This is a genomic window from Bacteroides stercorirosoris (assembly GCF_900142015.1).
Classification (GTDB): domain Bacteria; phylum Bacteroidota; class Bacteroidia; order Bacteroidales; family Bacteroidaceae; genus Bacteroides; species Bacteroides stercorirosoris.
Map to the genome: position 1 here is coordinate 1 of NZ_FQZN01000009.1, position 20,426 is coordinate 20,426.

Here is a 20,426-nt window from a genome sequence, read left to right on the forward strand (position 1 = left end):
GAGACTTTACAGAAAAAAATTAAGAGAAAAGCTCACGTAAAGTAAAACTGTTCTCTTAATTTATTAGAAAGAGGGACATTTACTGAATATCCCTAATTAGTTTTAAGCACATGATTACAAGTAGAAAGATTTCTCAGATTAACGTTTTCGCAGGTAGTCCCTGGGAAGTGGAAAGCGTGAAGCAGCTGTTAAAGTCAGCTTACATCAACGCTTCAACTGAAGACAAAGGCAACGGCATTCATGTGTCTGTTCCCTGTCAACAGTACACCGCTGCTGTACGGGTTATCAGCAACCGAAAGGCTTTATAAGACTTGAGAGAAGACGAAGTGAAAAAAGGCTGCCCGCCGGAAGATTATTCCGAACGGGCAGTTTTTTATTAATAGATTACTTCTCCTCCTTCGGACTCCTCACTATATCGTATATCAAAGCGTCCCTCTGTTACATTCCCGCCTCTGAACGTTCCACTGATAATCGTTCCGTTCATACGGGTGATATAGGCCTCGCCATCTTCCAGTTTTACGCCATCAAAACTGGCATTGATATAAGTACAGACAGCCCCCTGCCGTGGATTCACAAGCGTAAAATGCAAAGAAGTGAAAACACCGGCATCCGCACCAATCGTAACATAATGGTTACCGTCTTCATCGTAAGTACTGACATACGGCTTTCCAAACCGCCCGGAAGTATGTACCCAGCCGTCTATCAAACAACCTAACGTATTTTGCCCCGTCGTCGTAGCTTCGGGCATCAGTGTCGGGTCCACCGACTTATCTTCCTCGCAGGCACAACAGAGAACCAGCAGGAACAGAAATAACAACTTTTTCATAGCGCTCAAAAATGATAGTTTAAACCGAAGACTAAAGATAACTGACCGAAATAACCGGTACCGGTTTTCGGATTTTCCACATTCCACTTCTCATCGTGATACTTCACCGAATAAGTTTCTGTGCTGGATGCCAACCAGTTCAGGCGGGCCGAAGCTCCCCAGTGGCTCGTCAGGAAATACTCGCCCGAAAGCGCCAAGTTACCTGCAAGTTTATCCATCGAAACATCCCGCGGCTTGCCATACACCTTACTCTTATCCTTATAGAACTGATAGCCTATTCCGCCTGCCAACTGAAGTTGATAATGTTTCTTCACCATCGTCAAAGATACCTGCGGCGCCATGTAGTGCATCAGAATCTTATCCGCCCCAGTGTCGTGCGTATTTTTATAGGAACTTCCCTGATACAGCGCTCCCACCCCGAACTTCAACTTCCGGCCGGCAACTTGCGCCAGATAGCTGACATCCCAAGCCACTCCTTTTCGTAAATCACTGCGATAGGCATCCGATCTGTCGGTGATTCCCATCAATTGTCCCAAATACCATGACGGCCCGGCATGAACGGAAAAAGAGGACCTTTTATCACCTGCACTTTGGGCGTACAGAGAGGTAGTTAACAATACCCCTACAAGGAAACAAAACAAGTACTTCATAATGATTTGTATAGTGTTTTTCTTATTAAATGCAAAAAAAAGAAAAGTACTGCATACCGATAGTTTTTATATCATCTTTTTCTTTCTATATGGAAAGAACATATAAGAGATATTGTTGATTCTTTGAATTATACTGTAAATAAACAAGAAAGAAGTCCATTTCCCATTACTAAAAAATTAGACCTGTAACACAGTATATTGATTGTAACCCTCATACATTTTCCGGTTTACATCTTGGTTTACATGAACCGCATAATTCATAGGAAATGCCACTCAATTTAATGCTAAAGGAGGCTTTTTCTAAAGAAACGGCCTAAAAGAATAAAGCCCCGTAAACATATAGTTTACAGAGCTTTAAACAGTACTCGAAGCGGGACTTGAACCCGCACAGCCGCAATGGCCAAAGGATTTTAAGTCCTTCGTGTCTACCATTCCACCATTCGAGCATCCTATAACAGGAGAGCGGAAAACGAGACTCGAACTCGCGACCCTAACCTTGGCAAGGTTATGCTCTACCAACTGAGCTATTTCCGCAGGTCTTTTTCGAAGAACGGGTGCAAAGATAAGGAGTTTCCCCGTTACAGCCAAATTTTTTACACGAAAAAAGCTGTTTTTTATTAGTTACGGACTTGCAAAGTAGTACCGGACACAGAGACTTTATAATGTCTCAGATACTCTGTACCTTCTCCTGTAGGAAATCCACCACTACTCAGATTGTACTGTGTATGGCACTTCGGACATTCAGCTGTGCCCAAGCCGTCTTCTTTCAATTCAACCGATACACTACGGCTGGCCTCTACCGGACAGGCAGCATCATAAGCAACATAATCATTTCCTTCTGAAAAAACAGACTGCCCGATTATTAATCCGGCATAGCCAACCGGCAATCCATTCACATTCTTCTCCACTTTCAGAAACTGACCGGGAGTCTTTATTACATAATAAGGCGATTGCGCAAGGCTACACGAGAAATTAAACGTCACAGAAGGAATGCTCGACTCATATGAGTCACCGCAACCGACGACACACAACCAAAGCATTCCTATGACTATACAAAATTTCCGCATACAATATCGCATTTATCGTCCTAACAAGGATTTCTCAGCCACTTCCATTCCATGAAAGTTGAAACCATCCACCACTTCTTGCATCAGTGCAGAGATTTCATCGTTACAGAGATTGCCGATGCTACCTTCATGCGTATGGTGCACTTGTTTGCTATGAGAGAACTTTCCAGCTTCAATATCCAGCCCGACCTTCTTATAGGCATCACGGAAAGGCATGCCTTCACGTGCCAACCGGTTCACTTCTTCTACGCTGAAAATAAGCAGATACTTATCATCATCAAGAATATGTTCGTTCACCTTGATTTCATTCATGATGTAAGTCGTCATCTGCAAGCAATCCTTCAATTCCTGGAAGGCAGGAAGAAAGACTTCCTTGATAATCTGCAAGTCACGGAAATAACCGGATGGCAGATTATTGGCAATCATCATAATCTGTTGCGGCAATGATTGCAGTTTGTTACATTTGGCACGAGTCAGTTCGAAAACATCGGGATTCTTCTTATGCGGCATGATGCTGGAACCCGTTGTACATTCATCCGGCAACTTCACAAATCCGAAGTTCTGACTATTGAACATACAAGCATCAAAAGCCAGCTTAGAGATAGTACCGGCGATACTTGCCAGAGCAAAAGCCACGTTACGCTCCATCTTGCCGCGTCCCATTTGCGCATAAACCACATTATAATTCAATGAATCGAAACCCAACAAGCGGGTAGTCATCGTACGGTCCAACGGGAATGAAGAACCATACCCGGCAGCCGAACCCAACGGATTACGATTGCACATCTTGAATGCCGCCTGCAGGAAAAGCATATCATCTACCAAGCTCTCGGCATAAGCACCAAACCACAGTCCGAAAGACGACGGCATGGCTATCTGCAAATGAGTATAACCCGGCATCAATACATTCTTGAAACGCTCACTCTGGCATATCAGCACATGAAACAGTTGTTCCACCGCCTCGGCTATTTCTTTAATCTGCGTACGCGTGAAGAGTTTCAGGTCGAGTAATACCTGATCGTTGCGAGAACGACCGCTATGTATCTTCTTGCCTACATCACCCAGTCTACGTGTCAGCATCAGCTCTACCTGCGAATGCACATCCTCTACCCCTTCTTCTATCACAAACTCACCCTTTTCAGCAGCCGCATAGATATTCTTCAGTTCATCGAGCAAAAGAACCAGTTCTTCTTTCGTCAGCAGACCAATGCTTTCGAGCATGGTGATGTGAGCCATAGAACCTAATACATCATGCTTTGCCAGATAAAGGTCCATCTCACGGTCGCGTCCTACCGTAAAGCGTTCTATATCCTTATTTACCTGAACGGATTTCTCCCAAAGTTTCTGAGCCATTTATTTAGTGATTAATGATTAGTGATACGGTATTATCGACAGCATATCGGCCATCTTTTCCAGTCCTTCCTGCAATGGTTTCTGCACCATACCTTTCATAAAGGGATTCAGTTCCATGCCGATGGTCAGTTTCATCTTACATTCCGTCTCCGAAACGGCGACTATCTGTATCCACAGATTGAATGGCAGCGGTGAAGTTGTTGTGGCAAACTTAATACATTTGCACGGTTCCTTCTCTACGATACTCAGCGCTATCTTACCTACGGGAGCCACCTCTATCATCACGCTTTCCGAGTCAAAACTCAAGTTCTTCACTTTATCCTCCGGCAGGCTGCTCTTAAACTTTTCCAGATTATTCAAATCGGACAACTTCTCATAAACAAGTTCCTGTGAGGCGGGTATCGTCTTCACACCACTTTCAAATTTTGTCATATTTCGATTCTCTTTAAAAGACAAAAAAGAACTATTCGGACAGAATCTATCCGAATGGCCCTTTCGTCATATTAATTACTTTGTAGTATAAACCGCTGTTATTTTCCGGCATCCCAATGTGCAGGATCCTTACGCCATTCGTTCAGCGTCTCAATGTCTTCCTCTTCGATGTAACCTGTACGGAGTGCAACATCCAGAACCGCTTCATAATTCGTCAGCGTCACCAAAGGAACTTTGGCATCTTTGAATGCTTTCTCTGCAATGGGGAAACCATAAGTATACGCAGCTACCATACCGATTACTTCGCATCCGTCACGACGGATAGCTTCTACGGCTTTCAAGCTACTTCCACCAGTAGAAATCAAGTCTTCAACAACCACAACTTTCATACCCGGGCGAAGTTCACCCTCAATCAGGTTTTCCAATCCATGGTCTTTCGGGGTGGAACGTACATACACAAACGGCAAGTTCAGCGCATCGGCAACCAAAGCTCCCTGAGGGATAGCGCCTGTTGCTACGCCGGCAATTGCATCCACCTGCCCGAAACGTTCCAATATCAAACGGGTAATTTCAATCTTTACAAAATTACGCAAAGAAGGATAAGAAAGTGTTTTGCGGTTATCACAGTAAAAAGGAGATTTCCAGCCGGAAGCCCAAGTGAAGGGATTTGCCGGTTGTAGTTTAATCGCTTTTATCTTCAGCAACTTCTCTGCGAATAGTTTTTCTAAAGTTCTCATAACTAAATTAGCTATTTATAATAAATATGGCACAAAAATACGGAAACTGAACGAGAATAAAAAAAAGAATAAAGAGATTTTTCACTCAAAACCTTCATTTTCGTCAGAAAGTTGTATACAACGACTGATATCTTTCATTTCGAAACCGCGGCTCAAGGCAAAACGCATCAGTTTTCCATTCAATTCAAATTCGTTCCCGGCATGAACACTTTTCCGTTTCGCCAGTAACAAACCGTCTAATATAGACAGGTATTCTTCCTCGTCTATCTCATTCAGGAAACGTCGGCATACATTATAAGAGATCTTCTTCAATTGAAGTGCCTGGGCAATCTTCACTTTCCCCCACTTGGCAAAACGGTACTTGTCATTGACAAAAGCACGGCAAAACCGCTCTTCATCAATATACTTTTCATTTTCCAAACGTTCAAGGATGCGTTCAATAGCATCATACGGTAGTCCCCAACGCTGTAACTTCTCAGAGACCTCGGCACGGCAATGCTCCGCAGTGGAACAATAGGCAGCAACTTTACTCAGCGCCTCCGTTTCAGTAATATTTGTCATTTTTCGGCTATTACAAATCTATCATTATGGGAAATATCCTTTTGAAGACGGACGGTGCGATATCCTAAATCACGCAACATAGATACAGTATCTTCTCCAAAAGCACGGTTTATTTCAAAATAAAGTTTTCCACCGGGCACAAGCATTTCAAGCCCCAGCACAGCAATACGGCGATAGAAGCGTAAAGGGTCCGCATCGGGCACAAACAGTGCCAGCGAGGGCTCCCAATCCAGTACATTCTGTTCCATCTCCGCCTTTTCCGCTTCAGTCACATACGGCGGATTACTCACAATAACGTCATAACATTCTGTTACATCAGGAGTATAGGTCAACACATCACGCTGTTCGAACCGGATAGATGCTCGCAAGGCTCCGCCATTAAGAGCAGCAACAGACAAAGCTTTTTCGGACACATCCCAAGCCGTGACCTGCGACTCCGGCAATTCTTTTGCCAAAGAGACAGCTATACAACCACTACCGGTTCCGATATCCAAAACACGGGAAGCGGGAGAAAGTTCTTTCAGCATCAACTCAACCAGTTCTTCCGTTTCCGGACGAGGAATAAGCACATCGGGAGTTACACAAAGCGTTCTTCCGAGAAAACGGGCTTCGCCTAAAATGTATTGTATCGGTTCAAAATTATGCAAACGAGTGAGAATGCTCTCTAATTCCTGTTTCGCTTTTGCAGATAAAGTTATATCTTTGCCCAGATAATAATCCACTGTCCGTTGCCCAAATATCTCACAACAGATAAGTCTGGACAGATTGCCGGCTTCCTGAGGAGTATAATAGCCCTGTAGTTTCCGGCGAACATAAGCAGTGGTAATATTCATAATTTGGATATTTTGGGATGCAAAAGTAAGAAATATCCGAGAAAGGAAGCACACATGGAAGAAGAAAAATATATGCGCCGTTGCATTCAGCTGGCTCAGAACGGGCTTTGTAATGCAGCTCCCAACCCAATGGTAGGAGCAGTAATCGTATGTGGCGGAAAAATTATCGGCGAAGGTTATCATATACGTTGCGGAGAAGCGCATGCCGAAGTGAATGCCATCCGCTCCGTTAAAGACAGTTCGTTACTGAAGCATTCAACAATTTATGTAAGCCTGGAACCATGTTCCCACTATGGGAAAACGCCACCTTGTGCCGATTTGATTATTGAGAAGCAAATTCCCCGTGTCGTCATCGGTTGCCAGGACCCTTTCGCCAAAGTTGCGGGACGGGGCATACAGAAGCTGAAAGATGCCGGTCGGAAAGTCGTCGTCGGAGTACTGGAAGGTGAATGCCGGCATTTAATCAAGCGCTTTATCACTTTCCACCAGCTACATCGACCATATATCACCCTGAAATGGGCGGAGTCTGCGGACGGTTTTATCGATTTATGCCGGAAAGACGGGCATCCCGTTATTCTGTCCACCCCCTTAACTTCAATGTTAGTGCATAAAAAACGGGCAGAGCATGCCGCCATCCTTGTCGGTACCCGCACGGCAGAATTGGACAATCCTTCTCTGAATGTCCGCAATTGGTACGGACGCTCTCCTCTGCGTCTCGTATTAGACCGTAAACGACGCCTGTCGCCTGCCCTCCATCTATTTGACGGAAGTGTACCGACACTCATCTTTACCGAACACCCCCTCCCCTCCCTCCCCAACATAGAATATCTCCCAATAGATTTCCAGCAGGATATATTGCCGCAAATCATGTTAACTTTATACGAACGTGGCATCCAATCCCTTTTGGTGGAAGGAGGCAGTGCCTTGCTACAATTTTTCATCGATGCCGACCTTTGGGATGAAGCATTCGTCGAAGTAAGCCCCATACGATTAGTATCCGGTGTTAAAGCACCTGAAATGAGGGATAAAAATAGTTATGTCAACGAACAATCTTTCGGAAGAAGTATACGGCATTATACAACGACAAAATAGTCCGAAACACCTCATTTTGATGCTTTTTTATCGAGAAAAACGGGCATATTATCTATAATTTTATATAAAACTTCCCTGCAATGCTGATTATAGAAAAAAATGTTCCTATTTTTGCAACTTGTAAATAAACACTATCTTTAGAAAATGAGAATAAAGTTTTTATCCGTAATCCTGAGTTTTCTTCTTATGTCAATAGCCATAAGTTCGTGTCTTGACTCAGATGATAATTATGAATATAGTTCTGACGCAACAATACGCGCCTTTGGCATTGATACTATAGGAAAAGGCATATATTATAAGTTCACAATTGACCAGCTGAAAAGAGAAATTTATAACGTTGACTCTCTCCCTGTTGGCTCTGATACCATCATTGACAAAATCCTGATCGATACGCTGAGCGTAACAGGCTGGGTTACTTCCGGCCTTAACGATACATTATTCAACACAAGTGACTCAGTTGACCTGAGAGAGCCTATCAAGCTCAAGGTTCATGCAGCTGACGGCGTGACGGTTCGTGAATATACAATCAAAGTAAATGTTCATAAGCAAGACCCAGATTCTCTGATCTGGAGAGAAATGGCAGCTCTGCCGGCTTCACCTGTTTCCGGTAAGCAAAAATCCGTTATTCTGAAAGGAGAACTGTTTGTTTACACTTCTTCCACAACTGCATATCGTAGTTCCTTGTCCACTCCTGCCAGTCTTCAATGGAGTCTGATCAACGTTGAACTTCCGGAAGGTGCAAAATTAAACTCCATCGTTAGTTTCAATGACCAGCTGTTCATAACTACAACGAGTGGAGAAGCATTTTACTCTGACAACGGCATCAGTTGGACCCAAATGGATATGCAAGGGATGCAGATGGTAACATTCCTGGGAGGTATTCCGGAAGACAAAATTATAGGGAACAAGAATATACTCACTGGTATCTTTACTAAAGAAGGTGCTAACTACTTCTGCGCAAAAGATACAGAAGAAGCCACTTGGAGAAAGGGTGAAGAAGTGATTCCTGCCGGTTTCCCTCTGGAAGACATATATTCCACTGTTTTCACAAATGCAAGCGGTATCAAGCAAACAGTGATAGTAGGCAATACTGAAACAACGGTTGAAGAAACAGTACCTTGGTTCACTATGGGCGGTCCCACCACTATGGACGGACTGACTTGGACAGGCATGAGTACGCCGACAGATTTCTCCTGCCCGGCCATGAAGAATCCGTCAATCATGTATTATGGAGGCCTGTTCTACATGATGGGTGGAGACTTCAATATCATCCGTACCTCTCGCGTAGGAATAGAATGGAATGAGGCAGCTACTAAATTCCGGTATCCGACAGAAATAAAAGTCACTCCGGGTGAAAAGGAAGATGACAAAGATACGATTGAATACATAAGTTTGTTCAAAGACAAGGGAGATTACTCTCTGGCCATTGACACAAAACATTATATTTGGATTGTATGGAACAGCGACGGTTCTGTTTGGCGTGGCCGTCAGAACAAGCTGGGTTTCAAATAACAATAATAAAATAGTCAATTTCCCGTTTCCTTATATAGTAAGGAGTAAAATTAAAACGGTATGGCTATTACAAGAAATATAAAGATAGTGTTTTGCCTGTTCATGTTCCCTTTCTGTTATGTTACAGCGCAGGAAGAATATACATGGGAACTGGGAGGTGCTATTGGAGGAAGTTTTTATATGGGAGATGCCAACAGCAGTACCCCGTTTAAGAACACAGGAATAGCGGGAGGATTCATGGCCCGGTATCTGTTGAATCCGCATATGGCAATAAAAGGCAACCTGACAGCCGGCAGGATTTCCGGTGATACGAGAGATTTCAAAAATGTGTATCCGAATGGAGAGTACGCCACTTTCAAACGGACGATTTTCGATTTAGGAGCACAGTTTGAATATAACTTTTGGGGATATGGTACCGGTAATACGTACCGGGGCGACCGTCGGTTCACACCTTATATATTAGGTGGATTAGGATTTACGTTCGCGCCTAAACCCGCTAAGACTATTTTCACGATGAACATCCCCATAGGGGTGGGTGTGAAATACAAAGCAACTCCGCGCATCAACATAGGATGCGAGTTTACAATGCGGTTCAGCCTTAGCGACCAGTTAGACGTTACCCAACGGGAAGGTTTACAACTGGAAGACCCGTACCAGATAAAAGGAAAAGGTTGGAAGAACAAAGACAGTTATGCATTTACCGTCTTTTTCGTTACCTACGACCTCTTCCCAAGATGTAAGGATTGTAACAACTAAAAAAGATGCAATATAAAGAACAAATTGATTTGAGCCGGATACCCCAGCATGTGGCAATTATCATGGACGGCAACGGACGGTGGGCGAAGCAGCGCGGACACGAGCGCAGCTACGGACATCAGGTCGGTGCTGAAACCGTGCATATCATTGCCGAAGAAGCCGCCAGACTGGGAATCAAATATCTGACCCTATATACGTTCTCAACCGAAAACTGGAACCGTCCCTCGGATGAAGTGGCAGCCTTGATGGGCCTCCTTTTCGATTCCATCGAAGAAGATACGTTCATGAAGAACAACATCAGTTTCCGGATTATTGGAGATATAGAAAAGTTACCCGCAAATGTACAAGACCGCTTATACAGTTGCGTAGAAAATACTTCCAAGAATACAGGCATGTGCCTGGTACTTGCCCTCAGCTACTCTTCACGTTGGGAAATAACAGAAGCCAGCCGGCAAATTGCCGCATTGGTGCAGAAAGGAGAATTGACACCCGAAGAAATCAACACCGATTTAATGTCGAAACATCTGACGACCAACTTCATGCCCGATCCCGATTTGCTGATACGCACCGGCGGAGAAATCCGTCTGAGCAATTACCTGCTTTGGCAATGCGCATATTCGGAACTCTATTTTTGCGAAACCTATTGGCCCGATTTCCGGGAAGAGGAACTTTGCAAAGCCATCTGCGACTACCAGAGACGGGAACGTAGATTCGGTAAAACCAGTGAACAAATCAGTTAAAACCAAACATATTTAATCCAAAACATAAATGCACTATCGTATTTTCTCTATACTCACAGCGTTTATCTGCCTCTTTGGTTGTGTATTGACAAGCGCCGCTCAAGATGTTAACGGCACCGATGATGCGGAAAAACCAGTCATTCTCTACTCGGGAACCCCCAAGAAGTATGAGATTGCAGAAATTAAAGTAGAAGGAGTTAAGAACTATGAGGACTATGTACTTATCGGCTTGTCCGGTCTGTCCGTAGGCCAAACGATTACCGTGCCGGGTGAAGAAATCACTCAGGCTTGTAAGCGTTATTGGCGTCATGGTCTATTCTCCAATGTCCAGATTACAGCCGACAAGATAGAAGGCGATAAAGTATGGCTGACTATCCATCTGACTCAACGTCCGCGTGTATCCGATATCCGCTATCATGGCGTGAAGAAGTCGGAACGTGAGGATATAGAAAGTAGAATCGGTATGATCAAAGGCGGTCAGGTGACTCCCAACGTCATTGACCGTGCCAAGACTCTGATTAAACGCTATTTTGACGATAAAGGTTTTAAGAATGCAGAAGTAATCATCTCGCAGAAAGATGATGTATCCAACGAAAACCAGGTTATCGTAGATATCGACATCGACAAGAAAGAGAAGGTGAAAGTGCACGAAATCACAATCGTTGGTAATGAGGCTTTAGCAACTAAGAAGTTGAAGCGCATCATGAAGAAGACCAACGAGAAGAATAAGTTGCTCAATCTATTCCGCACCAAGAAGTTCGTAGAAGAAAACTTTGAAGCGGACAAACAGTTGATTATCGACAAGTATAACGAGTTGGGTTATCGTGACGCCATGATCGTAGAAGACAGCATCAAGCCTTATGATGACCGCACGGTAGACATCTTCATGAAAATTGAAGAAGGAGACAAATACTACCTCCGCAATGTAACGTGGGTAGGTAATACATTGTACCCTTCAGAACAGTTGAACTTCATGCTTCGTATGAAGAAGGGTGATGTATACAACCAGAAATTGCTGGAAGAACGTACCATGTCCGACGAAGACGCTATCGGTAACCTCTACTACAACAACGGTTACTTGTTCTATAGCCTCGAACCCGTGGAAGTAAACATCGTAGGAGACTCCATCGACCTGGAAATGCGTATTTTCGAAGGCCGCCAGGCTACCATCAATAAGATCAGCATCAATGGTAACGACCGTTTGTATGAAAACGTAGTACGTCGTGAACTCCGTACCCGTCCGGGTGATTTGTTCAGCCGTGAAGACCTGATGCGTTCTATGCGTGAAATCCAGCAGATGGGACACTTCGACCCGGAACAAATCAAACCCGACATCCAGCCGAGACCGGAAGACGGAACCGTGGATATAGGTTACGACTTGGTATCCAAAGCCAACGACCAGGTGGAATTCTCTGCCGGTTGGGGACAGACGGGTATCATCGGTAAGTTAAGCTTGAAGTTCACCAACTTCTCACTTGCCAACTTGCTGCATCCGGGTGAAAACTACCGCGGTATCCTACCGCAAGGTGATGGTCAGACTTTGACTGTCAGCGGACAAACCAATGCCAAGTATTACCAATCCTATAGCATTTCATTCTACGACCCGTGGTTCGGTGGTAAACGTCCGAATGCATTCTCTCTGTCAGCTTTCTATTCCGTGCAGACAGATATCAGCAGCCGTTACTACAACTCGGCGTACATGAACAGCTACTACAACAGCATGTATAGCGGTATGTATGGTTACGGTATGTACAACTATGGCAACTACAACAGTTACGAAAACTATTACGACCCCGACAAGTCTATCAAGATGTTCGGTGTGGCCGCCATGTTCGGTAAGCGTCTGAAATGGCCGGATGACTACTTCCAGTTTACCGCTGAGTTGTCCTACCAACGCTATATCCTGAGCGACTGGCAATACTTCCCCGTAACCAACGGTAAATGTAATAACCTCAGCATCAACCTGACATTGTCCCGCAGTTCTATCGACAACCCGATTTACCCGCGTTCAGGTTCTGAGTTCTCCCTGTCAGCACAGTTGACTCCACCGTATTCTCTGTTCGATGGAAAAGACTACAGCAAATACAGTACCAGCAATCAGGAAGACATGAACAAGATGCACAAATGGATTGAATACCATAAATGGAAATTCAAATCCAAAGTGTACATTCCGTTGATGGACCCCGTAGCCGTGAAACGTACTCCGGTATTGATGGGTCGCGTAGAATTCGGTTTGTTGGGACATTACAACAAGTATAAGAAATCTCCGTTTGAAACATTCGACGTGGGTGGTGACGGTATGACCGGTTACTCCAGTTATGCTACGGAAAGTATCGCTCTCCGTGGTTATGAGAACAGCTCATTGACTCCTTACGGATATGAAGGTTACGCTTATACCCGTCTCGGCCTTGAGTTAAGATATCCGCTGATGCTGGAAACAAGTACCAGTATTTATGCGTTAGGTTTTGTAGAAGCCGGTAATGCCTGGCAGGATGTGAAGAACTTCAATCCGTTCGAATTGAAACGTTCTGCTGGTGTTGGTGTACGTATCTTCCTGCCGATGATCGGTATGATGGGTATTGACTGGGCTTACGGTTTCGATAAAGTACGTGGTTCTACAGAATATGGTGGCAGTCAATTCCACTTTATCTTAGGACAGGAATTCTAATTGTATCACAAAAACCAAACGTTATGAGAAAGTCTGTTTTATTAATGATCTTGCTGTTTGCCGTAGGCATGACAGCCAGTGCACAAAAGTTCGCCTTGATTGATATGGAGTATATCCTGAAAAACATTCCGGCTTACGAACGTGCTAACGAACAGTTGAACCAAGTTTCAAAAAAATGGCAAAGCGAAGTAGAGAAAGTTGCCGAAGAAGCTAAAACGTTGTACAAGAACTATCAATCGGAAGCCGTCTTTCTTTCCGAAGAACAGAAAGGAAAAAAAGAGGAAGCGATTGTCGCTAAAGAGAAAGAAGCAGCCGAGCTACGCCGCACCTATTTTGGTCCTGAAGGAGAATTGTTCAAGAAACGCGAAAGCCTGATGCAACCCATTCAAGATGAAATTTATAATGCGGTTAAAGAGATTTCGGAACAAAAAGGATACTCCGTAGTAGTCGACCGGGCTTCTGCAACAAGCATCATTTTTGCCTCTCCGCGAATTGATATCAGCAATGAAGTCCTCGCAAAGTTAGGATATTCAAATTAATTTCATACATTTGCTCCGCGAACATAGGCTACACTCCAGCATTAAAAATAAGCAAGCTTATTTTGTATTGCATTCAGTTTGCACTATATTTGCACTTAGACAATGAACAATTAATTAAATAAACAATAAACATTATGCTTAAAAAAATCGCACTCCTTGTAATTGTGTTCGCTCTTCCGTTAGGAGCAATGGCACAGAAATTTGCTCACATGAACTCACAAGAGGTTATCGCTTTAATGCCTGAATACACAAAGGCACAAGCAGACCTTGAAACTATGTCCAAACAATATTCAGAAGAAATGCAGCGTTCTCAGGCTGAGTTCCAGAAGAAATTGCAGGAATATCAGGCACAAGCTGACTCTCTGCCCAAAAACATAGCAGAAAGACGCCAGAAAGAATTACAGGACATGGCCGAAAGACAAGAACAATTCCAGCAGGAAGCTTATCAGAATATGCAGAAAGCACAGCAAGAAGCATTAGTACCTATCTATAAGAAATTGGACGAAGCTATCCAGGCTGTAGGTAAAGCAGAAGGTGCCATCTATATCTTCGACCTGGCTCGTACCTCCATACCTTATGTAAGTTCTACAAGCGTAGATGTAACAGCTAAAGTAAAGACTCAGCTGGGTATCAAATAAGAAAGGCATATCTTATCTAAAGATAGAAAAAGGCGTGGATTGCATACAGTCCACGCCTTTTTCTATCTTCAGATAAGATAAGCGGCATCTCAGCAGAACTTTTTTATGCAAGCATGAAAGTTCTGCATTCGATTTGCATTATCTTTGTAGCGTGTACATAGCTTTTCCATCATGAAACAAGAATTACCCACTATCCCCGGCCCTATCGGCGTATTTGATTCCGGATACGGCGGGCTGACTATCCTCAGCAAGATACACGAAGCCCTGCCCCAATATGATTATATCTATCTGGGAGACAATGCACGTACGCCCTACGGCACACGGTCTTTCGAGATTGTATATGAATTTACGTTGCAGGCTGTCACCAAATTATTCGAGATGGGTTGCCATCTGGTTATCCTGGCCTGCAACACAGCATCTGCCAAAGCATTGCGCAACATACAAATGAATGATTTACCCGGTATGGACCCGTCACGTCGTGTATTGGGCGTCATACGTCCTACTGTGGAATGTATCGGTGGCATTACTCACAGCCGCCATGTAGGCATCCTCGCCACCTCAGGAACTGTCAAGTCCGAATCTTATCCGCTGGAAATACATAAGCTTTTCCCGGATATTCAAGTACAGGGTGAAGCCTGCCCCCTATGGGTACCGCTTGTAGAAAACAATGAAGCGGAAGGAGAAGGAACCGATTATTTTATTCGCAAATACATTGATGAACTCCTTGCAAAAGACAGGCAGATTGACACAGTAATCCTGGGCTGTACACATTACCCCTTACTGCTGCCTAAGATAAAGAAGTATATGCCCGAAGGCATCACCACCGTTGCACAGGGAGAACTGGTAGCTGACAGCCTGAAAGATTACCTGCAGCGTCATCCCGAAATGGATGCGAAATGTACCAAAGGAAGCAAATGTTCTTACTACACTACAGAAGCGGAAGAGAAGTTCATCGAATCAGCATCCACCTTTCTGAACAAGGCAGTCACCGTACAACGGATAGAACTATAATCGTAAAACATTTGGCAATAAAAGAAATCTTTTCTCCGAAATACTTGTTATATTTGTAGAATATAAACTTATTAATACTTACCATTATGAAATCAACAGACAACAGCCGTACAGTTGAGGTGTTCAAAGGATCACCGTGGGAAGCAGAACTTGTTAAGGGGTTACTCGAAAACAATGGTATAGCAACTATTTTGAAGGACGGACTAATGAGCACCATTGCGCCCTACATAACATCAGACATAACGATCCTCGTCAGCGAGGAAAAGTACGAAGACGCGATGGAAATAATCCGGGAGCGTGGCAAAGGTGAAGATGAAGACTAAATTCAGTCTCTATAAAACCACATAAGAAGAATATAACGACACATGGAGCAACAATTTTCGAGAATTGCCGTAAAAGTGGGCAGCAATGTTCTGACACGCCGCGACGGCACTCTTGACGTAACACGTATGTCTGCTTTGGTAGACCAGATAGCTGAACTGCACAAAGCAGGAGTAGAAATTATCCTCGTATCATCCGGAGCCGTAGCTTCCGGACGCAGTGAAGTGCACCCTGCCAAGAAACTGGACAGTGTGGATCAACGTCAGCTATTCTCTGCCGTAGGGCAAGCCAAACTTATCAACCGCTATTACGAATTATTCCGCGAACATGGTATTGCCGTAGGGCAAGTGCTGACTATGAAGGAGAACTTCGCCACTCGCCGGCACTACCTCAACCAGAAGAACTGTATGACGGTAATGTTAGAGAATAGCGTTATCCCCATTGTCAATGAGAACGATACAATTTCCGTAAGCGAACTGATGTTTACGGACAATGATGAATTGTCCGGCCTAATAGCGTCTATGATGGACGCACAAGCGCTAATTATACTCAGTAATATCAATGGCATTTACAACGGTTCCCCAGCCGATCCCACCTCGGAAGTGATACGGGAAATCGGACAGGGCAAAGACCTTTCATCTTATATCCAGGCTTCCAAGTCCAGCTTCGGCCGTGGCGGTATGCTGACTAAAACCAACATTGCCCGCAAAGTAGCCGATGAAGGAATCACGGTTATCATAGCCAACGGCAAGCGTGATAACATCCTTGTCGATTTGATTCAACATCCGAAAGATACCCTCTGCACGCGCTTCATACCTTCTGCCGAGCCCGTATCCAGCATAAAGAAATGGATTGCGCACAGCGAAGGTTTCGCCAAAGGTGAACTGCACATCAATCAATGTGCTACGGAAGTGCTGAATTCAGACAAAGCAATCAGCATTCTGCCCGTTGGCATCACCGCTATCGAAGGAGAGTTTGAAAAAGATGACATTGTGCGGATTATTGATTTCGAAGGTAATCCCGTAGGCGTGGGAAAAGCCAACTGCGACTCTGCACAGGCAAGGGAGGCAATGGGAAAACATGGAAAGAAACCGGTGGTGCACTATGACTATCTATACATAGAATAAGAAGCATGTCAATACTCCGTTTGGGAACTGTCGTTTCTGTTATAGGTCTTTTTCCTGATTTTGATTCATTCCCGCTGCAGTAATGAATCATCATTTCATTCAAAACCGGAAAAAGGAAGCTGTACATTGCCAACTTCTTGCCATCGAAGTGGCACAGTCTTGCCATCGCTTTGGCACAGTCGTGCCATAGGTGTGGCAATGTCTTGCCATAGGCGTGGCAATGTTGCGCCATAGGCGTGGCAAAAGCAAGGAATTTGAATCTAAAAACCGTATAAATATACAGCACTTCTACACTTCCCCGTATACTAATTCTTTTTCAAAGAGATAAAGTGTACATTCTCAATATAATTAGTACATTTGCAAGGTAATCAACACTAAAAAGTACAATAAAGATGAACTTAAACAAAGTATTTGCTACTGTACAAGACGCCAGCCGCGAATTATTATCGCTGAGCGACCAGGAAATCAATCGGATTTTGCTGGCTGTAGCAGATGCCGCTTTGGCAAAATCAGACTTCATTCTTACAGAAAACCGGAAAGACCTGGATAGAATGAACCCGAAAGACCCGAAATTCGACCGGTTGAAGCTGACCGAAGAACGTCTGCAAGGCATTGCCGCAGACACGCGTAATGTGGCAACCCTTCCCTCACCCCTGGGACGCATTCTAAAGGAAAATATACACCCGAAAGGCATGAGGCTCAAGAAAGTGAGCGTCCCCTTTGGTGTCATCGGCATCATATACGAGGCACGCCCGAACGTCAGTTTCGACGTATTCTCCCTCTGCCTGAAAAGCGGAAACGCCTGCATCCTGAAAGGCGGCAGTGACGCCGACTACTCCAACCGTGCCATTATCAGCGTAATTCACGAGGTGTTGGAACGCTTCAGCGTCAACCCGCACATCGTAGAACTGCTTCCCGCCGACCGTGAAGCAACCGCCGAATTACTGAATGCCAGAGGTTATGTAGATTTGCTCATTCCCCGCGGAAGCAGTAGTCTCATCAACTTTGTACGCCAAAATGCCACCATTCCGGTTATCGAAACCGGTGCAGGCATCTGCCATACTTTCTTCGACCGGGACGGTGATGTAAAAAAAGGTGCCGCCATCATCAACAACGCCAAAACCCGCCGCGTCAGCGTATGCAACGCCCTGGACTGTCTGTTGATTGATGCCGACCGCCTCAACGATTTGCCCGCACTTTGCCGACCACTGCCTGAAAGCAACGTGATAATCTATGCAGATTCTTATGCTTACAGCACCTTGAAAGGCAACTATCCGAAAGAATTGCTGAAAGAAGCTACAGAAGAGGACTTCGGTACCGAATTTCTGGACTACAAGATGTCCGTGAAGACCGTTCAATCCATCCGCGAAGCAATCGCACATATCCGGAAATATGGTTCCAAGCACAGCGAATGTATCGTGACCGAAGATAAATCCCGTGCCGAATGGTTCTGCCGCGATGTGGACGCCGCCTGTGTCTACGTCAACGTACCGACTTCCTTCACGGACGGAGCACAATTCGGACTGGGTGCCGAGATCGGTATCAGCACGCAGAAACTTCATGCCCGCGGTCCGATGGCACTGGAAGAACTCACCACCTACAAGTGGATTATAGAGGGCGAAGGACAAATAAGGGAGTGATTAATCAAAAATTACAAATATGAAAAAGTTTACTTGTGTGCAGGATATCGGAAATCTGAAAGCTGCACTGGATGAAGCATTTGAGATTAAGAAAGACCGTTTCAAATACGTAGAGTTGGGCCGGAACAAGACGTTGATGATGATTTTCTTCAACTCCAGCCTCCGAACCCGTCTCAGTACTCAGAAAGCTGCGATGAATCTCGGCATGAACGTCATCGTACTTGACATCAATCAGGGAGCATGGAAGTTGGAGACAGAACGTGGTGTCATCATGGATGGCGACAAACCCGAACACTTGTTGGAAGCCATCCCCGTAATGGGTTGTTATTGCGACATCATCGGTGTGCGCTCCTTCGCCCGCTTCGAGAATAAAGAAGATGATTATAATGAAATCATCATCAACCAATTCATCAAGCATTCCGGGCGTCCGGTGTTCTCAATGGAAGCCGCCACACGCCATCCGTTGCAGAGCTTTGCCGACCTCATCACCATTGAGGAATATAAAAAGACAGCCCGCCCCAAAGTGGTAATGACCTGGGCACCACACCCTCGCCCATTGCCCCAAGCCGTGCCTAACTCATTCGCTGAATGGATGAACGCTACGGATTATGACTTCGTCATCACCCATCCCGAAGGCTACGAGCTTGCTCCACAATTCGTAGGAAATGCCCGCGTGGAATACGACCAGATGAAAGCCTTTGAAGGCGCCGACTTCATCTATGCCAAAAACTGGGCGGCATACACAGGCGATAACTACGGACAAATCCTGAGCAAAGACCGCGAATGGACCGTCAGCGACCGCCAGATGGCCGTAACCAATAAGGCCTACTTCATGCACTGCCTGCCTGTGCGCCGCAACATGATTGTAACGGACGATGTCATCGAAAGCCCACAATCTATCGTAATACCCGAAGCTGCCAATCGCGAAATATCCGCTACGGTGGTGCTGAAGAGATTACTCGAATCTCTCTAACCTGAACAATTCACACTCCGGAGTTAAAGGAGTTAAGGAGTTATCAGCCGACAAATTGGTTTAGGAGTTAAAGCCAATAGTTTTACTTGCATAATACAATAGTACCGGCTCTGACTCCTTAACTCCTAACGAAGTGATAACTCCTTTAACTCCTGCGATGAATAATGCAGGATAGATTTTAATATGCCTTTTTTTCTTCAAAGATAAAGATAAGCTGCACCTCAGCATTAAAAATAAGCGAGCTTATTTTGTACTACCTTCGGTTTGCATTATCTTTGCCCCAAATAACGCTAAGGATTATGACAATAAAGGAGTTTTTTTCTTTCCGGCAGAATAAGTTTTTCTGGGTAAACCTGATTGCAATGGTCATCGTGGTTGCCCTTGCACTGTTCGGAGTCCTGAAGGGACTGGACATATATACCCGTCACGGTGAAGCGGTAGTAGTGCCTAATGTAAAAGGCATGGGAGTGGCAGAAGCCAAAAAGCTGTTCCGCAACCAGAAGCTAAACTGCATCGTTTCCGACTCCAGCTATGTAAAGAACTTGCCCGCCGGTTGCATCCTCGACTACAACCCCTCCGCCGGACAGAAAGTGAAGGAAGGACGGACCATCTATCTGACAATAAACACACTAAGCACCCCCTTACAAGCCGTTCCCGACGTAGCGGACAACAGTTCCATGCGCCAGGCACAGGCACGTCTGCTGGCATCCGGCTTCAAACTGACCGAAAACCAACACGTGCCCGGCGAGAAAGACTGGGTATATGAAGTGAAATATAAAGGACACACACTGGCCAACGGTGAAAAAGTGCCCACAGGCGCCACGCTAACATTAGTGGTAGGTGATGGCGGAGAATTGCCCCAGGAAGGAGACTCTATCGGAACAGCAACCACAGCACCCGTTTCTTCCGGAGATTCTGCTGCGGACGAATCCTGGTTCTAACCGCAACGA

Annotated in this window: 22 protein-coding genes and 2 tRNA genes; 14 read left to right on the plus strand and 10 right to left on the minus strand. The window is 44.9% G+C overall.

The window, feature by feature from the left end:
* The first annotated feature begins 110 nt into the window (after positions 1–110).
* Positions 111–308, plus strand: a complete 198-nt coding sequence (locus BUC01_RS08195; protein WP_025834708.1) for a DUF2007-related protein — start codon at positions 111–113, stop codon at positions 306–308.
* A 68-nt stretch (positions 309–376) separates the two neighbouring features.
* Here BUC01_RS08195 and BUC01_RS08200 read toward each other — a convergent pair whose 3' ends face one another.
* The 10 genes from BUC01_RS08200 to prmC form a co-directional block, all read right to left on the minus strand.
* Entirely contained in the window at positions 377–826 is a 450-nt protein-coding gene (locus BUC01_RS08200) for a Riean_0653 family protein (protein ID WP_073313316.1), read from the minus strand.
* A gap of 5 nt (positions 827–831) precedes the next feature.
* The gene (locus BUC01_RS08205) at positions 832–1,476 is read right to left on the minus strand and encodes a hypothetical protein (protein ID WP_034524677.1); all 645 of its coding nucleotides are present in this window, start codon (positions 1,474–1,476) and stop codon (positions 832–834) included.
* A 362-nt stretch (positions 1,477–1,838) separates the two neighbouring features.
* Positions 1,839–1,922 (minus strand) — tRNA-Leu (locus tag BUC01_RS08210).
* Positions 1,923–1,937: 15 nt separating this feature from the next.
* Positions 1,938–2,010, minus strand: a tRNA-Gly gene (locus tag BUC01_RS08215).
* An 83-nt stretch (positions 2,011–2,093) separates the two neighbouring features.
* On the minus strand, positions 2,094–2,543 hold the full coding sequence (locus tag BUC01_RS08220) for a Rieske (2Fe-2S) protein (RefSeq protein ID WP_025834710.1): 450 nt from the start codon (positions 2,541–2,543) through the stop codon (positions 2,094–2,096).
* Between the two features lie 12 nt (positions 2,544–2,555).
* Positions 2,556–3,896, minus strand: a complete 1,341-nt coding sequence (gene argH, locus BUC01_RS08225; RefSeq protein ID WP_025834712.1) for an argininosuccinate lyase — start codon at positions 3,894–3,896, stop codon at positions 2,556–2,558.
* An 18-nt stretch (positions 3,897–3,914) separates the two neighbouring features.
* Complete coding sequence (locus BUC01_RS08230) at positions 3,915–4,328, minus strand: SRPBCC family protein (RefSeq protein WP_025834713.1); 414 nt, start codon at positions 4,326–4,328, stop codon at positions 3,915–3,917.
* A gap of 98 nt (positions 4,329–4,426) precedes the next feature.
* Complete coding sequence (gene pyrE, locus BUC01_RS08235; protein WP_025834715.1) at positions 4,427–5,065, minus strand: orotate phosphoribosyltransferase; 639 nt, start codon at positions 5,063–5,065, stop codon at positions 4,427–4,429.
* 81 nt (positions 5,066–5,146) lie between these two features.
* Positions 5,147–5,626 carry a regulatory protein RecX gene (locus tag BUC01_RS08240; protein WP_073313319.1) on the minus strand — a complete coding sequence of 160 codons (480 nt, stop codon included), beginning with the start codon at positions 5,624–5,626 and terminating at the stop codon, positions 5,147–5,149.
* On the minus strand, positions 5,623–6,459 hold the full coding sequence (gene prmC, locus BUC01_RS08245) for a peptide chain release factor N(5)-glutamine methyltransferase (protein WP_073313321.1): 837 nt from the start codon (positions 6,457–6,459) through the stop codon (positions 5,623–5,625). Before prmC ends, BUC01_RS08240 begins: the two co-directional genes overlap by 4 nt.
* A 54-nt stretch (positions 6,460–6,513) precedes the next feature.
* Between prmC and ribD the strand changes: the two genes are divergently transcribed.
* The 13 genes from ribD (at position 6,514) to BUC01_RS08310 (ending at position 20,417) form a co-directional block, all read left to right on the plus strand.
* A complete protein-coding gene (gene ribD, locus BUC01_RS08250) occupies positions 6,514–7,551 on the plus strand; it encodes a bifunctional diaminohydroxyphosphoribosylaminopyrimidine deaminase/5-amino-6-(5-phosphoribosylamino)uracil reductase RibD (RefSeq protein WP_073313324.1) in 1,038 nt (345 codons plus the stop codon).
* A 144-nt stretch (positions 7,552–7,695) separates the two neighbouring features.
* Positions 7,696–9,063: a BamI family beta-barrel-assembly machinery protein gene (locus BUC01_RS08255; RefSeq protein WP_034524678.1), complete on the plus strand. Its 1,368-nt coding sequence runs from the start codon at positions 7,696–7,698 to the stop codon at positions 9,061–9,063.
* A gap of 60 nt (positions 9,064–9,123) precedes the next feature.
* Positions 9,124–9,819 carry a type IX secretion system protein PorG gene (gene porG, locus BUC01_RS08260; RefSeq protein WP_025834717.1) on the plus strand — a complete coding sequence of 232 codons (696 nt, stop codon included), beginning with the start codon at positions 9,124–9,126 and terminating at the stop codon, positions 9,817–9,819.
* Positions 9,820–9,824: 5 nt separating this feature from the next.
* Positions 9,825–10,559: an isoprenyl transferase gene (locus BUC01_RS08265; RefSeq protein WP_025834719.1), complete on the plus strand. Its 735-nt coding sequence runs from the start codon at positions 9,825–9,827 to the stop codon at positions 10,557–10,559.
* A 28-nt stretch (positions 10,560–10,587) separates the two neighbouring features.
* Positions 10,588–13,227 (plus strand): outer membrane protein assembly factor BamA, encoded by a 2,640-nt coding sequence (bamA, locus tag BUC01_RS08270; RefSeq protein ID WP_025834721.1) that lies wholly within the window; start codon positions 10,588–10,590, stop codon positions 13,225–13,227.
* A gap of 23 nt (positions 13,228–13,250) precedes the next feature.
* Entirely contained in the window at positions 13,251–13,766 is a 516-nt protein-coding gene (locus BUC01_RS08275) for an OmpH/Skp family outer membrane protein (protein WP_007217074.1), read from the plus strand.
* A gap of 134 nt (positions 13,767–13,900) precedes the next feature.
* The gene (locus BUC01_RS08280; RefSeq protein WP_025834728.1) at positions 13,901–14,404 is read left to right on the plus strand and encodes an OmpH/Skp family outer membrane protein; all 504 of its coding nucleotides are present in this window, start codon (positions 13,901–13,903) and stop codon (positions 14,402–14,404) included.
* Between the two features lie 171 nt (positions 14,405–14,575).
* Positions 14,576–15,415, plus strand: a complete 840-nt coding sequence (murI, locus tag BUC01_RS08285; protein WP_025834730.1) for a glutamate racemase — start codon at positions 14,576–14,578, stop codon at positions 15,413–15,415.
* Positions 15,416–15,501: 86 nt separating this feature from the next.
* Positions 15,502–15,738, plus strand: a complete 237-nt coding sequence (locus BUC01_RS08290; protein ID WP_025834732.1) for a DUF2007-related protein — start codon at positions 15,502–15,504, stop codon at positions 15,736–15,738.
* Positions 15,739–15,780: 42 nt separating this feature from the next.
* On the plus strand, positions 15,781–16,863 hold the full coding sequence (proB, locus tag BUC01_RS08295) for a glutamate 5-kinase (RefSeq protein ID WP_025834734.1): 1,083 nt from the start codon (positions 15,781–15,783) through the stop codon (positions 16,861–16,863).
* Positions 16,864–17,255: 392 nt separating this feature from the next.
* On the plus strand, positions 17,256–18,503 hold the full coding sequence (locus BUC01_RS08300; RefSeq protein ID WP_025834737.1) for a glutamate-5-semialdehyde dehydrogenase: 1,248 nt from the start codon (positions 17,256–17,258) through the stop codon (positions 18,501–18,503).
* A gap of 19 nt (positions 18,504–18,522) precedes the next feature.
* A complete protein-coding gene (locus BUC01_RS08305) occupies positions 18,523–19,476 on the plus strand; it encodes a Rossmann-fold NAD(P)-binding domain-containing protein (RefSeq protein ID WP_025834739.1) in 954 nt (317 codons plus the stop codon).
* 299 nt (positions 19,477–19,775) lie between these two features.
* Positions 19,776–20,417 carry a PASTA domain-containing protein gene (locus BUC01_RS08310; RefSeq protein WP_073313326.1) on the plus strand — a complete coding sequence of 214 codons (642 nt, stop codon included), beginning with the start codon at positions 19,776–19,778 and terminating at the stop codon, positions 20,415–20,417.
* Positions 20,418–20,426: the final 9 nt, after the last annotated feature.

Excerpts from the sequence above, each read along its gene's own strand:
- BUC01_RS08195 (WP_025834708.1), top strand. The coding sequence starts at position 111 with ATGATTACAAGTAGAAAGATTTCTCAGATTAACGTTTTCGCAGGTAGT.
- BUC01_RS08200 (WP_073313316.1), bottom strand. The coding sequence starts at position 826 with ATGAAAAAGTTGTTATTTCTGTTCCTGCTGGTTCTCTGTTGTGCCTGC.
- BUC01_RS08205 (WP_034524677.1), bottom strand. The coding sequence starts at position 1,476 with ATGAAGTACTTGTTTTGTTTCCTTGTAGGGGTATTGTTAACTACCTCT.
- BUC01_RS08220 (WP_025834710.1), bottom strand. The coding sequence starts at position 2,543 with ATGCGGAAATTTTGTATAGTCATAGGAATGCTTTGGTTGTGTGTCGTC.
- argH (WP_025834712.1), bottom strand. The coding sequence starts at position 3,896 with ATGGCTCAGAAACTTTGGGAGAAATCCGTTCAGGTAAATAAGGATATA.
- BUC01_RS08230 (WP_025834713.1), bottom strand. The coding sequence starts at position 4,328 with ATGACAAAATTTGAAAGTGGTGTGAAGACGATACCCGCCTCACAGGAA.
- pyrE (WP_025834715.1), bottom strand. The coding sequence starts at position 5,065 with ATGAGAACTTTAGAAAAACTATTCGCAGAGAAGTTGCTGAAGATAAAA.
- BUC01_RS08240 (WP_073313319.1), bottom strand. The coding sequence starts at position 5,626 with ATGACAAATATTACTGAAACGGAGGCGCTGAGTAAAGTTGCTGCCTAT.
- prmC (WP_073313321.1), bottom strand. The coding sequence starts at position 6,459 with ATGAATATTACCACTGCTTATGTTCGCCGGAAACTACAGGGCTATTAT.
- ribD (WP_073313324.1), top strand. The coding sequence starts at position 6,514 with ATGGAAGAAGAAAAATATATGCGCCGTTGCATTCAGCTGGCTCAGAAC.
- BUC01_RS08255 (WP_034524678.1), top strand. The coding sequence starts at position 7,696 with ATGAGAATAAAGTTTTTATCCGTAATCCTGAGTTTTCTTCTTATGTCA.
- porG (WP_025834717.1), top strand. The coding sequence starts at position 9,124 with ATGGCTATTACAAGAAATATAAAGATAGTGTTTTGCCTGTTCATGTTC.
- BUC01_RS08265 (WP_025834719.1), top strand. The coding sequence starts at position 9,825 with ATGCAATATAAAGAACAAATTGATTTGAGCCGGATACCCCAGCATGTG.
- bamA (WP_025834721.1), top strand. The coding sequence starts at position 10,588 with ATGCACTATCGTATTTTCTCTATACTCACAGCGTTTATCTGCCTCTTT.
- BUC01_RS08275 (WP_007217074.1), top strand. The coding sequence starts at position 13,251 with ATGAGAAAGTCTGTTTTATTAATGATCTTGCTGTTTGCCGTAGGCATG.
- BUC01_RS08280 (WP_025834728.1), top strand. The coding sequence starts at position 13,901 with ATGCTTAAAAAAATCGCACTCCTTGTAATTGTGTTCGCTCTTCCGTTA.
- murI (WP_025834730.1), top strand. The coding sequence starts at position 14,576 with ATGAAACAAGAATTACCCACTATCCCCGGCCCTATCGGCGTATTTGAT.
- BUC01_RS08290 (WP_025834732.1), top strand. The coding sequence starts at position 15,502 with ATGAAATCAACAGACAACAGCCGTACAGTTGAGGTGTTCAAAGGATCA.
- proB (WP_025834734.1), top strand. The coding sequence starts at position 15,781 with ATGGAGCAACAATTTTCGAGAATTGCCGTAAAAGTGGGCAGCAATGTT.
- BUC01_RS08300 (WP_025834737.1), top strand. The coding sequence starts at position 17,256 with ATGAACTTAAACAAAGTATTTGCTACTGTACAAGACGCCAGCCGCGAA.
- BUC01_RS08305 (WP_025834739.1), top strand. The coding sequence starts at position 18,523 with ATGAAAAAGTTTACTTGTGTGCAGGATATCGGAAATCTGAAAGCTGCA.
- BUC01_RS08310 (WP_073313326.1), top strand. The coding sequence starts at position 19,776 with ATGACAATAAAGGAGTTTTTTTCTTTCCGGCAGAATAAGTTTTTCTGG.